Origin of the sequence: Lentzea xerophila (assembly GCF_051094245.1) — a bacterium.
Classification (GTDB): Bacteria; Actinomycetota; Actinomycetes; order Mycobacteriales; family Pseudonocardiaceae; genus Lentzea; species Lentzea xerophila.
Map to the genome: position 1 here is coordinate 1,280,248 of NZ_CP194934.1, position 13,169 is coordinate 1,293,416.

14 protein-coding genes and 1 tRNA gene are annotated in these 13,169 nt (G+C 67.4%); 6 read left to right on the forward strand and 9 right to left on the reverse strand.

Going from position 1 to position 13,169, the window contains the following annotated elements; translation table 11 throughout:
* Positions 1–48 precede the first annotated feature (48 nt).
* From ACRSBM_RS06325 to ACRSBM_RS06340, 4 genes are all read right to left on the reverse strand, one after another.
* A complete protein-coding gene (locus ACRSBM_RS06325; protein ID WP_434452992.1) occupies positions 49–864 on the reverse strand; it encodes a spermidine synthase in 816 nt (271 codons plus the stop codon).
* A gap of 29 nt (positions 865–893) precedes the next feature.
* Positions 894–1,289 carry an adenosylmethionine decarboxylase gene (gene speD / locus ACRSBM_RS06330; RefSeq protein ID WP_030466682.1) on the reverse strand — a complete coding sequence of 132 codons (396 nt, stop codon included), beginning with the start codon at positions 1,287–1,289 and terminating at the stop codon, positions 894–896.
* Between the two features lie 33 nt (positions 1,290–1,322).
* Complete coding sequence (locus ACRSBM_RS06335) at positions 1,323–2,489, reverse strand: type III PLP-dependent enzyme (protein ID WP_434440589.1); 1,167 nt, start codon at positions 2,487–2,489, stop codon at positions 1,323–1,325.
* Positions 2,490–2,597: 108 nt separating this feature from the next.
* Complete coding sequence (locus ACRSBM_RS06340; protein WP_434440591.1) at positions 2,598–3,782, reverse strand: metallophosphoesterase; 1,185 nt, start codon at positions 3,780–3,782, stop codon at positions 2,598–2,600.
* A gap of 231 nt (positions 3,783–4,013) precedes the next feature.
* On the opposite strand from ACRSBM_RS06340, the gene pabB reads away from it, so the two are divergent.
* On the forward strand, positions 4,014–5,999 hold the full coding sequence (pabB, locus tag ACRSBM_RS06345) for an aminodeoxychorismate synthase component I (RefSeq protein WP_434440593.1): 1,986 nt from the start codon (positions 4,014–4,016) through the stop codon (positions 5,997–5,999).
* 110 nt (positions 6,000–6,109) lie between these two features.
* Here the strand turns inward: pabB and ACRSBM_RS06350 are convergent, their stop codons facing one another.
* Entirely contained in the window at positions 6,110–6,451 is a 342-nt protein-coding gene (locus tag ACRSBM_RS06350) for a histone-like nucleoid-structuring protein Lsr2 (RefSeq protein ID WP_434440595.1), read from the reverse strand.
* A gap of 324 nt (positions 6,452–6,775) precedes the next feature.
* Here ACRSBM_RS06350 and ACRSBM_RS06355 point away from each other — a divergent pair, with 324 nt between their 5' ends.
* The 5 genes from ACRSBM_RS06355 to ACRSBM_RS06375 all read left to right on the forward strand — a co-directional run bounded on the left by ACRSBM_RS06355 (position 6,776) and on the right by ACRSBM_RS06375 (position 9,696).
* Positions 6,776–7,057: a metal-sensitive transcriptional regulator gene (locus ACRSBM_RS06355; RefSeq protein WP_030466675.1), complete on the forward strand. Its 282-nt coding sequence runs from the start codon at positions 6,776–6,778 to the stop codon at positions 7,055–7,057.
* A gap of 52 nt (positions 7,058–7,109) precedes the next feature.
* Positions 7,110–7,183, forward strand: a tRNA-Leu gene (locus ACRSBM_RS06360).
* Positions 7,184–7,546: 363 nt separating this feature from the next.
* A complete protein-coding gene (locus ACRSBM_RS06365) occupies positions 7,547–8,377 on the forward strand; it encodes a cellulose binding domain-containing protein (protein WP_434440597.1) in 831 nt (276 codons plus the stop codon).
* Positions 8,378–8,494: 117 nt separating this feature from the next.
* Complete coding sequence (locus tag ACRSBM_RS06370) at positions 8,495–9,109, forward strand: ClpP family protease (RefSeq protein ID WP_434440599.1); 615 nt, start codon at positions 8,495–8,497, stop codon at positions 9,107–9,109.
* The gene (locus ACRSBM_RS06375; RefSeq protein WP_434440600.1) at positions 9,106–9,696 is read left to right on the forward strand and encodes a ClpP family protease; all 591 of its coding nucleotides are present in this window, start codon (positions 9,106–9,108) and stop codon (positions 9,694–9,696) included. Before ACRSBM_RS06370 ends, ACRSBM_RS06375 begins: the two co-directional genes overlap by 4 nt.
* Here the strand turns inward: ACRSBM_RS06375 and ACRSBM_RS06380 are convergent.
* From ACRSBM_RS06380 to ACRSBM_RS06395, 4 genes are all read right to left on the reverse strand, one after another.
* Positions 9,693–10,061 (reverse strand): helix-turn-helix domain-containing protein, encoded by a 369-nt coding sequence (locus tag ACRSBM_RS06380; protein WP_434440602.1) that lies wholly within the window; start codon positions 10,059–10,061, stop codon positions 9,693–9,695. The two genes, ACRSBM_RS06375 and ACRSBM_RS06380, sit on opposite strands and share 4 nt — an antisense overlap.
* A gap of 85 nt (positions 10,062–10,146) precedes the next feature.
* Positions 10,147–11,643, reverse strand: coding sequence for a tripartite tricarboxylate transporter permease (locus ACRSBM_RS06385; protein ID WP_434440603.1), 1,497 nt, complete (start codon positions 11,641–11,643; stop codon positions 10,147–10,149).
* Entirely contained in the window at positions 11,636–12,127 is a 492-nt protein-coding gene (locus ACRSBM_RS06390) for a tripartite tricarboxylate transporter TctB family protein (protein ID WP_434440605.1), read from the reverse strand. Before ACRSBM_RS06390 ends, ACRSBM_RS06385 begins: the two co-directional genes overlap by 8 nt.
* Positions 12,124–13,098 (reverse strand): Bug family tripartite tricarboxylate transporter substrate binding protein, encoded by a 975-nt coding sequence (locus ACRSBM_RS06395; protein ID WP_434440607.1) that lies wholly within the window; start codon positions 13,096–13,098, stop codon positions 12,124–12,126. Before ACRSBM_RS06395 ends, ACRSBM_RS06390 begins: the two co-directional genes overlap by 4 nt.
* Between the last annotated feature and the right edge of the window lie 71 nt (positions 13,099–13,169).

The following is a 13,169-nucleotide window of genomic DNA, read 5'->3' on the forward strand; positions in this document are numbered from 1 at the left end:
GCGAGAGGGACGCCTCCCGAAGGAAGCGCCCCTCCCGTCAAGCCTGACTCAGGCCAGCGACTGCCGCACCCGGTAGGGCGGAATGCTGTTGCCCACCAGCGCCAGGTCGTCGATCGACTCCGGCTGGTACCCGGCTGTCTTGAGCCGCTCGACCATCAGCGCGGTCGGGTCCTCGACCTCGTCCGCGCGGCCGAACAGGTACGCCCACTCGTGCTCGTCCGAGCCGTAGTAGGCGACGGTGTCGAACACCTCGTTGAACCGCTCCCAGGAGCGGATCAGCGTGGTGTTGCGCCACATCGTCTGGCAACCGGACTGGTTGACGACGACGCCGCCGGGGCGCAGCAGTGCCTTGCACATGCGCAGGAAGTCGGCGCCGTACAAGCGGTTGTGCTGAGCCTCCTCCTCGCGCTCGTCCGGCAGGTCCACCAGCACGATGTCGTACTTCTCCGACGTCGTGCGGATGTACTCGAACCCGTCGATGTACTGCACGCGGATCGGGCCGTCGCCCTTCTCGGCGGCGGCCAGCTCCTCGAGCGTGTAGCCGTAGGGCAGGTGCTCGGCGCAGAGCTTCACGGCCTGTTCGTCGATGTCGATGTGGTCGACGACGGACGCACCGTGCTGAACGGCCATCTGGCACACGACGCCCTCGGAGGAGCCGATGACCAGCACCCGCTCCACCTGGTCGGCCAGCAGCAGCGCCGGCACCATCAGGGCTTCGTGGTAGGTCAGCTGGCTGAACTCCGTCGACTGGCGGTCGTCGTCGCAGAACAGCGACAACCCCTGGGCCGTACGGGCGATCACCAGGTGCTGGAAGTCGGTTTTGGTGTCGACCAGCACCTCGTCCACGCGCCAGTGGCGGGTCATGCCCTCGGCGAGCGGCTCGTTGATGACGTTCACGCGGCGTGCTCCTTGATGCCACGAGTGACGAGGTCCGTGCTCACGTGAGCGGCGCCCAGGGCGTCAGCGAGGAGCTGGACGGCGAGTGCGGGTTTTGCACGAGTACCGCAGGTGAACACGTCGACGAACACCGAACCCACTTCGGGATAGGTATGGATCGACGCATGGGATTCCGACAGCAGAGCCAGCACGGTGACTCCTTGGGGATCGAACTTCTTGGAGATCACCTCCAGCACAGTTGCGTCGGCCTGCGTGAGAACCTCACCAAGGGCGTGCCGCAGGAACTGCTCGTCATCGAGCAGATCGGCGCTCACACCCGAAAGCTCTGCAAGTACGTGCTGTCCCGCGAACAAACCGACGGTCTCCTCGGTCTGACAGGGCGCTTCGGACATCAATCACTCCAAACTATGTGAATTGCAACGGACTCAGATGCAGTACGTGGCCAACGGCGGAAAGCCGTTGAAGCACACGGACGAATAGGAGGAGGTGTAGGCGCCCGCGTGGAGGATGTCCACGTGGTCGCCCGCCCGCAGGTCGAGCGGCAGGTCGTAGCGGGTGTGCTGGTAGATCACGTCATCCGCGTCGCACGTCGGGCCGGCCAGCACGATCGGGCCGGTCTCGCCGCCGTCACGCGACGTCCGCAGCCGGTAGGCGATCGCCTCGCCCTCGGTCTCGGCGAGGCCCTGGTAGCGGCCGATGTCGAGGTACACCCAGCGGCGTTCGTCCGAATAGGACTTCCGCGACACCAGCACGACGGACGAACGGATCATCCCGGCCTCGGCGGAGATCGCACGGCCGGGTTCGATCATCACCCGAGGACGCACAGCACCGAAGTGTCGTGCGAGCGAAGCCTCGATGGCAGAGGCGAAAGCCTCGAGCGACGGCGTGGAATCCTGGTACACGGCGGGAAGGCCGCCGCCCAGGTTCACCGTCGAGGTCTCGATGCCTTCGGCGCGCAGCTTGGCCGCGATCAGCGCGGCGTCGGCGATGCCGGAGTCCCAGCCGTCCACGGAGAGCTGTTGCGACCCCGCGTGGAAAGCGACACCGAGAGGAACGAGTCCCAACTCGTGCGCCAGCCGCAAGAGATCCGTCGCCATCTCCGGATCGCAACCGAACTTGTTGCCGAACGGGTACGTGGAACCCTTGCTGTGTACAAGAATCCGCACCAGCACGGACGAGCCCGGCGCGTGGGAGGCGACGAACCGGACGTCCTGCTCGCTGTCCGACACGAACAGTCGCACGCCACGTGAGTAGGCGTACGCGATGTCAGCGGCCTTCTTGATCGGGTTGCTGTAGGAGATCGACGACGGTGCGGCGCCGCGCGCCAGGCACAGGTCGATCTCCGCGGGCGACGCCACGTCGAAGTGCGCACCCTCCGCGACCAGCGTGCCGACCACGTCGGACTCCGGGTTGGACTTGACCGCGTAGAAGATGTCGACGGACGGCAGCGCGGTGTGAATCGCCTGGTAGCGAGCACGAATCGTCTTGAGGTCGATCACCAGACACGGTGTCGACGGGTTCTCCTGGTCCAGGAAACGCCGAATACGAGCCTCTGCCTCGTTGCGCCGATCGACGGCGAAGCTCTCGGTCATTTCCCCAGGGGTCCCCCTTCATCCGCCTCGCGTTCCGCACGCGGGCACGGCCGTCCACTCTACGGCCTCGACACCGCGATCGCGCAATCCCGTAGGGCAGAGTGTGATTTAGCCAGCAGAACGCAGCTCGATCATCGTGATGTCCGGAGGGGCTCCGACTCGCACCGGGGGACCCCAGAAACCCGCACCACGACTTACGTACAGCCACGTGTCGTCCACCTTCGACAGCCCCGCGACGCCGGGTTGCTGCAGCGGCACGACGAAGTTGAACGGCACCATCTGTCCGCCGTGTGTATGACCGGACAACTGGAGGTCGACGCCGTGTGAAGAGGCGTCGCTGATCTGCACGGGCTGGTGCGCCAGCAGGACAACGGGGTTCTCGCGGTTCCGTCCGGTGAAGGCGCGGCCGAAGTCCGGTCCGTCGTCGTACGCCTCGCCGGTCACGTCGTTCACGCCGACGAGCTCGATGCCGCCCGCGACCGTCAACCCCTCGTTGCGCAACGGGTTCACGCCGAGCCGGTCCAGCTCCGAGATCCACTGTTCGTGCCCGGAGAAGTACTCGTGGTTACCCGTCACGAAGAAGCTGCCGTGCTTGGACACCAGGTCCTGCAACGGTGCCGCGGCCTCGCCCAGCTCGGCGACGGTGCCGTCCACCAGGTCGCCGACGATCGCGACGAGGTCGGCCTCCTGCTCGTTGATCATCCGCACGATCCGCTCGGTGTGCGAGCGCCCGAGCAGCGGCCCGAGGTGGATGTCGCTCACCACCGCGATCCGGAAGCCCGACAACGACGACTGGAGCTTGTCCAGCGTCACCGGCACGTTCAGCAGCTTCGGGTCGCCCAGCGCCTGCGTCATGCCGTAGCCGACCACGCTGCCCGCCGCGATGCCGGAGCCGATCGCCACCGACCGCGAGATGAACAGCCGCCGCGACGGGTCCGGCACGACCTCGACGGGTTCGACGGGCTCGGGACCGGCGCCGACGGCCACCGGCGCCGCGCTCACGCGCTTGAGCAGGATCCGGCGCGGGATCTCCGCGACGCCGAGCGCGATCGCGAGGTAGAACAGCACGGCCAGCCAGATGAACCCCGGCCAGGCGAAGAACTTCCCGTACTCCGGCGGCACCCTGCGGGTCACGACCAGCGCGCTCATCAGCATCACGAACGCGCCGATGATGGCCATCGTGCCGATGCGGCGCCCGAGTGAGCGCGGGAGCGTCGTGTCCACGACCAGCCGGCGCCACAGGTACAGGTGACCGAGCGCGACCGGAACTCCGAGGAGCAACAGGAAAATCACGTCATAAGTATGCTTTTCGCCTCCACAGGCGCGATCGTCGGTGGGTCCCACGAGGGTGCGCGCTCACGGTCGGCACATGAACCGTCACAGCGAGTCGCGACGTGTTCCGCTGCCCGTGAAAAGACTTCGGCGGCTGCGCGCCGGCGCCGAGTGCAGCGCGGCGGCCGCGTTTGTGGCCGCCCTAACTCGCCGCTCATTTCGGGTGTTTTGCCAGGTAGAGTGCCGTCCGCAATGCGGACTCTGCTCATCGACAACTACGACTCCTTCACGTTCAACCTCTTCCAGCACCTGGCCGAGGTGAACGGAGTCGAGCCAGTGGTCGTCCACAACGACGACCCGCGCTTCCGGCTTGCCTCGCTGCGGTCGTTCGACAACGTGGTGATCTCGCCGGGACCGGGCCGGCCAGGCAACCCCGCCGACTTCGGCCTCTGCCGTGCGGTGATCGACCACGCCGAGATCCCTTTGCTGGGCGTGTGTCTCGGCCACCAGGGGCTGTGTTCGTCGTACGGCGCGGTCGTGGGACCTGCGCCCGTGCCACGTCATGGCATCGTCTCGCCGGTCACGCACACAGGTGTCGACGTGTTCGCTGGGTTACCGTCGCCGTTGGACGTTGTGCGGTACCACTCGTTGGCAGTCACCGATCTGCCTTCTTCGCTGGAAGCCATCGCGTGGAGCGACGACTCCGTGCTGATGGGCGTGCGCGCTCTCGACCGGCCCGCGTGGGGTGTGCAGTTCCACCCCGAGTCGATCTGCACCGAGTCCGGACGCGAGATGCTCGCGAACTTCGCCGCGCTGACACCGACCCGAACGGCCGCGGTGCCGGAACCGGTGCTGCTTCGCCAGAAGCCTCACAAGCGTCCTGTACATGTCCGGAAGCTCGACGTGTCCGTGCACGCGGAAGAGGCCTTCGAGGCGCTCTACGGGGCGTCTGAGGCCGCGTTCTGGCTGGACAGCGGGTCCGGTGGACGGTTCTCGTACCTGGGGGACGCCTCTGGGCCTCTCGCGCGCGTCGCGCAGTACTCCGTGCAGGACCGGGTGCTCACACTCGACGGCGAACCGACGCCCTGTCCTTCTTTCTTCACGTGGCTGGAAGACGACCTTTTGTCATGGGGCGCCGAACAACCGGACGTGCCGTTCGACTTCGCGCTCGGGTGGGTGGGATACCTCGGCTACGAGCTGAAGGCGGAGTGCGGCGGCGACTTCGCGCACCGCGCGGAACAGCCGGACGCGTCGTTCGTCTTCGCGGACCGCGCCGTGGTCATCGATCACGTTGATGATTGCGTCTATTTGCTCTCACTGACCGATGACGCCTGGTTCGGCCACGTTTCGGGCGTTCTGGCACACCTGGCGCCATTGGGCGAGCCTTCCCGGCCGGTCGTCTCGGACGTGACGTTGCGCCATCCGCGCGCGCACTACCTGAAGCTGATCAGCGCGTGCCAGGAAGCGATCACCGCCGGGGAGACGTACGAGGCGTGCCTGACGAACATGATGTCGTGGCGGGCCTCGCTCGACCCCTGGGACACTTATCGGCTGCTTCGCGCCGCAAATCCGGTTCCGTTCGGGGCGTTGCTGCGTTTCGGTGACCTCTCCGTGCTCAGCACGTCACCCGAACGATTTATCCGGATCGGCCGAGATGGCGTCGTGGAGTCGTCACCGATCAAGGGGACGCGACCTCGAGGTGTTGATGCGCTCGAGGACGAGACGTTGCGCACAACGTTGGCCCGTTCGGTCAAGGACCGCGCCGAGAACCTGATGATCGTGGACCTCGTCCGCAACGATCTCGGCACGTGCGCGGAAGTCGGTTCGGTCGAGGTGACGCGGTTGTTCGACGTCGAGACGTACGCGACCGTACACCAATTGGTGAGCACCGTGAGAGCAAGACTTCGGCCGGACAGTTCTGCCGTCCGATGTGTTCGAGCCGCGTTTCCCGGTGGTTCCATGACCGGTGCGCCGAAGATCCGGACGATGCAGATCCTCGATGGGTTGGAAGCCGGTCCACGTGGGGTGTACTCGGGAGCGCTCGGTTACTTCTCGCTCAACGGAGCCGCCGACTTCAGCATCGTCATCCGAACGCTGGTCGCGAACGGCGACCAGGTGAGTTTCGGAGTCGGAGGAGCGGTGATCTCACTGTCCGACCCCGACGAGGAATTCGAGGAGACAGCGGTCAAGGCCACCGCGGTGTCACGCCTGTTCGGAGCGCACTTTCCAGGGCGCTGATCCCACGTTCCGGGGATAGTGTGAACGAACCGGGATCGGAGTGGATCCACGGGTTAACACGTCGGCCGGCAGACCGGCCGACGTGTGGAAACCTCGCTTGTTCGCGCAGGTCAGGAGGCGTGTGCTTCCTGGAACTGCACGACCAGGTTCTGCGGAATGCGACCGCGGTCCGAGATCTGGTGCCCCTGCGCACGAGCCCAGTCACGAATGCGCTGCGCCTCAGCCTTGTCGGTGGCCTTCACCGTGGACTTGCCGGTGCCCTTGCGCTGCTTGCGGCCACCCGCACGGCGAGCCTTGGCGACGAAGTCCGACAGCGACTCACGAAGCCGCTCCGCATTTCCCTTCGACAGGTCGATGGCGTACTCGACACCGTCAAGTGCGAAGGTCACGGTCTCGTCGGCTTCTCCGCCGTCGAGGTCGTCGATGAGTTGGACGACGGTCTGCTGTGCCACTGTTCCTCCGTTGGGTACTCACATAGCACGCGGATCCTCGACGTAACCACGTGCTTCGACAACACCATAGTCCACACGAGGAAAAACGGCGAACCTTTCGCCGCTAAAATGTGACCGCAACCGCCCGGTCGGGGCATTTACCCGGTAAACCGGAGGGGTGTTATGGGTCCAAAATGTGCAGCTAGTCGGCTCACTTCGGCCCGTTGCTGGGCTTGCTGGACGCTTCCCCATTCCAGCTGACGGAGCAGCGTCGGACATAACGCACCCCCATCCGGTACGGGTATCCTCGACATACCCGCCAGGGGTAGGGAAGGTCAGGAGCCGATGCACGGGTACACCGCGGACAAGGACGCATACCTCAAGCGACTGCGCCGCATCGAGGGACAGATCCGCGGCCTCCAGCGCATGGTCGAGAACGACGAATACTGCATCGACGTCCTCACCCAGATCTCCGCCGCCACGAAGGCCCTGCAGGCGGTGTCGCTGGGGTTGCTCGACGAACACCTGAAGCATTGTGTCGCCCAGGCGGCCGCCGAAGGCGGCCCGGTGGCCGAGGAGAAGCTGGCCGAGGCGTCGGCGGCCATCGGCCGACTCGTCAAGTCCTAGGGTCCCCGGCAAGAAACCGGTTGGGGTGATCCGCTACAGTTCACCCTGCTAAGCCCCCCTAGCCCAATCGGCAGAGGCAGCGGACTCAAAATCCGTCCAGTGTGCGTTCGAGTCGCACGGGGGGCACGATCTTCGGGCGAGGTATGTCTGCGGAATGCGCGGACCGGGCCTCGCTCGTGGTGTTTTCTGGGGGCCGAGCCCCCAGACCCCCAGTCGGCGGGCTGCGCCCCCGGACCCCCGCTTGGGCCATCGCTTCGCTCGGCCCTCCCCGATCGGGTCTTCGCTTCGCTCGACCATTCCAATGTGGAATCGGGGGAGTCGCTATTTGGTGATCAAGGCCGAACGGCGGATGTGACTGGGGCGTGTGGAGGCTACGGTCGTGCAGGATTGAACGATCGGGTGCGGGAGTCTTCGGTGTTCCGGAAGTCTTTGAGCCTTCTGCTGGTTCTTCTGGCGTGCGCGTGCACAGTGGAGGATCAGTCGCGTCCGATGGCGGCTCCCGTGCAGGTGCAGCAGCCGACGCTGGTCGGCGAATCGCGCGCAGACGTGCCGGTCGTCGTTCGCGCGGTGATCGACGGGCGCACGATCGAGCTCGACAGCGGCGAGCGCGTGCGGATCTCGTCGCTGGCCTCGCCCGCGGAGTGCTGGGCCGCCGCCGCGCGCACGTTCGCCGGAAAAGTCCTGCTGTCGAAGTCCGTTCGGGTCAGCACCGTCACGCCCGGTGAGGTGAACGTTGTGCTGGAGGACGGCACCGACTACGCACTGCGCGCCGTGCGGGAAGGTGCGCTGAAGGCGCAGGACGCGGCGGGGCCGCTCGCCGAGGCCGAACGCGCTGCCGAGCGGGAGGACCGTGGCTTGTGGGGCGTTCCGTGCAACGGCAAGGACGTCGCCCCGACAACGACGACGACCACGCCCCCGTCACAGAGCGCCGAACCGTCGAAGTCCGAGACGGCCACCGCGGCCGCGCCTCCCGCCGTGACCACCACCGCGCCGCCCGCGCCGTCCTGTGCGGTCGCGTACCGGCTCGAAGGGCAGTGGCACAGCGGGTTCCAGGCAAGGGTCACGATCAGGAACAACAGCGGTGCGGCGATCAACGGCTGGACCCTGCGGTGGTCGTTCGCCGACGGGCAGACCGTGCGGGAGATGTGGGGAGCGTCCGGGACACAGCGGGGCGCGACCGTGAGCGCGACGGGCGTCGACCAGACGAGGACGATCGCGGCTCGCGGTGAGGTGACGATCGGGTTCATCGGGACCGCGCGCGAACGGAACACCGCGCCGACGTCGTTCACGCTCAACGGAACGGCCTGCGCGACGAGCTGAGTGGCCGGACGCACCGATCGTCCTCTATGGACAGTCGCGTGCGGGGCTGCTGTGGGCTGATCTGCCCACAGCAGAGAAAGAGGCGAACGGGTCGCGCCGACCGGCATCGTCGGTGCCATGACCAACAGCGAGAAGCTCTTCAGCCCAGGGCTGCGGGAACGGTTCTTCGGTCAGCGGGTGCTGATTCTCGACGGCCCGCTCGACGACGACAACGGCACGGTGCTGGCGACCCAGATGCTGTCGCTCGCGAGTGAGGATCCGCGGCAGGACATCGCGTTGTGGATCAACTCGCCCGGTGGCTCGGTGCCTTCGATGCTGGCGATCCGCGACGTGATGCGGCTGGTGCCGTGCGACGTGGCGACGCTGGCGCTGGGACTGGCCTGCAGCGCCGGGCAGTTCCTGCTGTCGGCGGGGACGCGGGGCAAGCGGTTCGCGTTGCCGCACGCGCGGATCCTGATGCACCAGGGAAGTGCGGGCATCGGTGGTTCCGCGGTCGAGGTGGAGGTGCAGGCGGACGACCTGCGGTACACCAGGGACACCGTGCTCGGGCTGATCGCGGAGGACACCGGGCAGCCGTTCGACCAGATCTTCACCGACTCGCTGCACGACCGGTGGTTCACCACGGCTCAGGCGAGCGAGTACGGGTTCATCGACCACATCGTCAGCGACCTCGGGCAGGTCGTTCCCGTCCGCATGCACAAGCTGGGACTGCACTCGGGAGCCATCGCATGAGCAGCTACACCATTCCCAACGTCATCACGCGGGACGCGCGTGGCGAGCGGGTCATGGACGTCTACTCGCACCTGCTGTCCGAGCGGATCGTCTACCTCGGCACCGGGATCGACTCCGGGGTCGCCAACGCGCTGATCGCGCAGCTGTTCCACCTGGAGGCCGACAACCCGGACCTCGAGATCAACCTCTACATCAACTGCGAGGGCGGCGACCCGTCGGCGATGCTCGCGCTGTACGACACCATGCGCTACATCAAGGCCCCGGTGGCGACGACGTGCGTCGGGCAGGCGGTCGCGGCGGGAGCGGTGCTGCTGGCGGCGGGCGCGGAGGGACGCCGGTCCGTCCTGCCGCACTCCAGGGTCGTGCTGCACCAGCCGGCGGCGCAGGGGCGGGGCACGATCCCGGACCTCATCCTCGCGGCGGACGAAGTGGTGCGGGTGCGCACGCAGCTGGAGAACATCCTGGCCCGGCACACCGGCCGGAGCGTGACGGAACTGCGCCACGACACCGACCGGGACCGCGTGTTCGACGCGCTGGGCGCCGTCGAGTACGGGCTCGTCGACCGCGTACTGGACCAGCGCGCCTAGGCGGCCATCAACACGGGGCCGGAAGGGCGGCCCGTGGGACGTGAGGTGTGGAAGTGGCTTCCAGCGCGGTACTGGTGCGCGGTGCGGAGGTTGCGGACCTGGCCGGCGATGCCGATCAGCAGGTCGGCCAGGTCGATGCCCAGCGCGCCCGTGACCGCGGCGATCATCTCGCTCGACGGCTCCTTGCGGCCGCGTTCGATCTCGGACAGGTACTGCACCGAGATGCCAGCCCGCTCGGCCACGTCGACCAGGCGGTCGCCGCGCTCCTCCCTGGTCTCGCGCAGCTTGCGGCCCAGGGCCTCGCGCCACAGGGGTTCGACCGGCTGGGGCTCGGGCGTGCGCTTGAAGTCCAGGATCTCCGCCATGTCGTCATGGTGACAGCACCCCGGCCACCGCGCCGGGCCGTTCCGCTGCGAGCAGAACGACCCTTCGCGGTGACCGGCTGTGGGGTCAGACCGTCGCGTTCGCCTTCTTGCGGCGCAACCGGAGCGTGAACGCCACCGCCAGCAGCACGACCAGCACGGTGTAGGCGATCGCCGCGAACGGGCTGGTGACCAACGCGCTGAACGAGCCCTCGCTGATCTGCAGCGTGCGCCGGACCTGTTCCTCCGCCATCGGCCCGAGGATCAACCCGACGACCAGCGGCGCGACCGGATAGCCGTGCCGCCGCATGAAGAAGCCGATCACACCGATCACCAGCAGCACGATCAGGTCGTCCACGACGAAGTTCACCGCGTAGGTGCCCAGCGCCGCGAACAGCAGGATGCCCGCGTACAGGTACGGCCGCGGGATCTGCAGCACCTTCACCCAGATCTTCACCAACGGCAGGTTCAGCACGAGCAGCATCACGTTGCCGATGTACAGCGACGCGATCAACGCCCACACCATCGCCGAGTTGTTGGTGAACAGCAACGGCCCCGGCTGGATGCCGTAGCTCTGGAACGCCGCCACGATCACGGCGGCCGTCGCCGTCGTCGGAAGCCCGAGCGTCAGCAACGGCACCAGAACGCCCGCCGCGGCGGCGTTGTTGGCCGCTTCCGGCCCGGCGACGCCCTCGATCGCGCCCTTGCCGAACTCCTCCGGCCGTTTCGAGAGCTTCTTCTCCGCCGCATACGACAGGAACGTCGAGACGTCCGCGCCACCGGCCGGCACGGTGCCGATCGGGAAGCCGATGAACGTGCCGCGCAGCCACGGTTTCCACGAGCGTGACCAGAAGTCGCGCGTGAACCACTTGCCGCCCACGGGAATGACCTCGATCGGACCGTGCCGCAGACGTGACGCCACGTACAGCGCCTCGCCGACCGCGAACACGCCGACCGCCACGACGACCACCTCGATGCCGTCGGCCATCGTCGCCACCCCGAGGGTGAAGCGCTGCTGCCCGGTCAGCGTGTCGGTGCCGACGAGCCCGATGAACAGGCCGAGTCCCAGCGACGCCAGCCCGCGCAGGGGCGAGGACCCGAGCAGTGCCGCCACGGTCGTGAACGCCACCACCATCAGTGCCACGTAGTCGGCCGGACCGAGCTGCACGGCGAAGTCCGCGATGGTCGGTGCCAGCAGGGTGAGCAACACCGTGGCGATCGTGCCCGCCACGAACGACCCGATCGCCGCCGTGGCGAGCGCCGCCGCGCCACGTCCGGCTTTAGCCATCTTGTTGCCCTCTAAGGCGGTGACGATGGACGCCGACTCACCAGGGGTGTTGAGCAGGATCGAGGTCGTCGATCCGCCGTACATGCCGCCGTAGTAGATGCCCGCGAAGATGATCAGCGCGGCGGTCGGCTCCAGCGAGTAGGTCAACGGCAGCAGCAACGCCACCGTCATCGCCGGTCCGATGCCCGGGAGCACGCCGACGGCCGTGCCGAGCGTGACGCCCAGCAACGCGTAGAGCAGGTACTCGGGCTGCGCGGCGGTGGCGAAGCCCTCCAGCAGGGCGGTGATGCTATCCATCGAGGAACGGCACCCCTTCGAAGATCCCGGCGGGCAGCGACAGCCCCAGTCCGGACGCGAACACCACCTGCACGACCAGCGCCAGCACCACCGCGATCGGCAGTGCGCGCCACCAGGTCGCGCCCATCGTCCAGGCCGCTCCGAAGAACAACAGCGCCGCCGCGACCGGCCAGCCGACCAGGTCGATCAGCACGAGATGCGCGATCAGCACGGCCACCAGCTTGCCCACGGTGACCCAGTCGGTGCGGACGCTCTCGTCGACGTCCTCAGCCTCCTCGGCCTGGCCGAGCTTGCCGCGGGCGGTCGCGACGATGGCCGCGATGCCCGTCACCACGAGCAGAATGCCCACGGCGTAAGGAAACGCGCGTGGTCCCACGGGGTTGTCGTCGCGCACGACGATCGTGGTCGCGTCGACCAGGGTGAAGACCCCGATCGCCGCGACCAGACCGCCGAACGCGTACTCCTCGACTTTTGCAGCGATCACTTGACGAGCCCGATGTTCTGCAGTGCGGGCTTCACCCGGCCGATCTCCTTCGCCATGAACGTGGAGAACTCGGAGCCGGTGAGGAACGTGTCGGTCCAGCCCTTCTTGGCCAGCTCGTCCTTCCACTGCTGGCTCGCGTGCATGTCGGTGACGAGCTTGGTCAGCCGCTGCTTGGCCTCCGCGGAGATCGACGCGGGCGCCACGACGCCACGCCAGTTGATCAGCTCGACGCCCAGTTCGGAGAACGTGGGGACGTTCAGGTCGGGCACCGGGTTCGGGCCGGACGTGCCCAGCGCGCGCAGCTTGCCCGCCTTGATCTGCTCCTTGTACTCGCCGACGCCGGAGATGCCCGCGTCGACCTTGTTGCCCAGCAGCGCCGCCAGCGACTCACCGCCGCCGGAGTACGGCACGTAGTTCAGCTTGCTGGAGTCGATGTTCTTCGCCTTGAGCAGCATCCCGGCGAGGATGTGGTCGGTGCCGCCGGCCGAGCCGCCGGTGATCGAGACAGCCTTGCCCCGCTCGTTGACCGCGTTGAGCAGGTCGTCGATCGTCTTGTGCGGCGAGTCGGCGGGGACGACGACGACCTCGTCCTCGGCGGTCAGCCGGGCGATCGGCGTGGTCTCCTCCAGCCGGGCCGACGACGCGTTGGTCTCCACCGCGCCGACCATGACCAGGCCGGTGATCATCAGGAACGACTCGGACCGCTCGTTGAGCAGCTTCTGCAGCCCGACCGTGCCGCCCGCGCCGCCGACGTTGGTGACCTGCACCGAGTTGGCGAGCTTGGCCCCGCTCACCGCCGACTGCATCGACCGCGCCGTCTGGTCCCAGCCGCCACCGGGATCGGCCGGAGCCATGATCTCCAGCTTCGCGATGGAGTCACCGCCGCTCGCGCTCTTCGCCCCCTGACCGCACCCCGCGAGCACCAGTCCCGCGGCGGCCACCGCCACGGCTCGTCTCCAGCCCGTACCCATCGAGTACTCCTCGCTTCGTTGCGAACGTTGGGCGCGGACGCTAGGTAACGGGAGGGGTACCTCGTAAGGGT

Excerpts from the sequence above, each read along its gene's own strand:
- ACRSBM_RS06325 (WP_434452992.1), bottom strand. The coding sequence starts at position 864 with ATGACCCGCCACTGGCGCGTGGACGAGGTGCTGGTCGACACCAAAACC.
- speD (WP_030466682.1), bottom strand. The coding sequence starts at position 1,289 with ATGTCCGAAGCGCCCTGTCAGACCGAGGAGACCGTCGGTTTGTTCGCG.
- ACRSBM_RS06335 (WP_434440589.1), bottom strand. The coding sequence starts at position 2,489 with ATGACCGAGAGCTTCGCCGTCGATCGGCGCAACGAGGCAGAGGCTCGT.
- pabB (WP_434440593.1), top strand. The coding sequence starts at position 4,014 with ATGCGGACTCTGCTCATCGACAACTACGACTCCTTCACGTTCAACCTC.
- ACRSBM_RS06355 (WP_030466675.1), top strand. The coding sequence starts at position 6,776 with ATGCACGGGTACACCGCGGACAAGGACGCATACCTCAAGCGACTGCGC.
- ACRSBM_RS06365 (WP_434440597.1), top strand. The coding sequence starts at position 7,547 with ATGGCGGCTCCCGTGCAGGTGCAGCAGCCGACGCTGGTCGGCGAATCG.
- ACRSBM_RS06370 (WP_434440599.1), top strand. The coding sequence starts at position 8,495 with ATGACCAACAGCGAGAAGCTCTTCAGCCCAGGGCTGCGGGAACGGTTC.
- ACRSBM_RS06375 (WP_434440600.1), top strand. The coding sequence starts at position 9,106 with ATGAGCAGCTACACCATTCCCAACGTCATCACGCGGGACGCGCGTGGC.
- ACRSBM_RS06380 (WP_434440602.1), bottom strand. The coding sequence starts at position 10,061 with ATGGCGGAGATCCTGGACTTCAAGCGCACGCCCGAGCCCCAGCCGGTC.
- ACRSBM_RS06385 (WP_434440603.1), bottom strand. The coding sequence starts at position 11,643 with ATGGATAGCATCACCGCCCTGCTGGAGGGCTTCGCCACCGCCGCGCAG.
- ACRSBM_RS06395 (WP_434440607.1), bottom strand. The coding sequence starts at position 13,098 with ATGGGTACGGGCTGGAGACGAGCCGTGGCGGTGGCCGCCGCGGGACTG.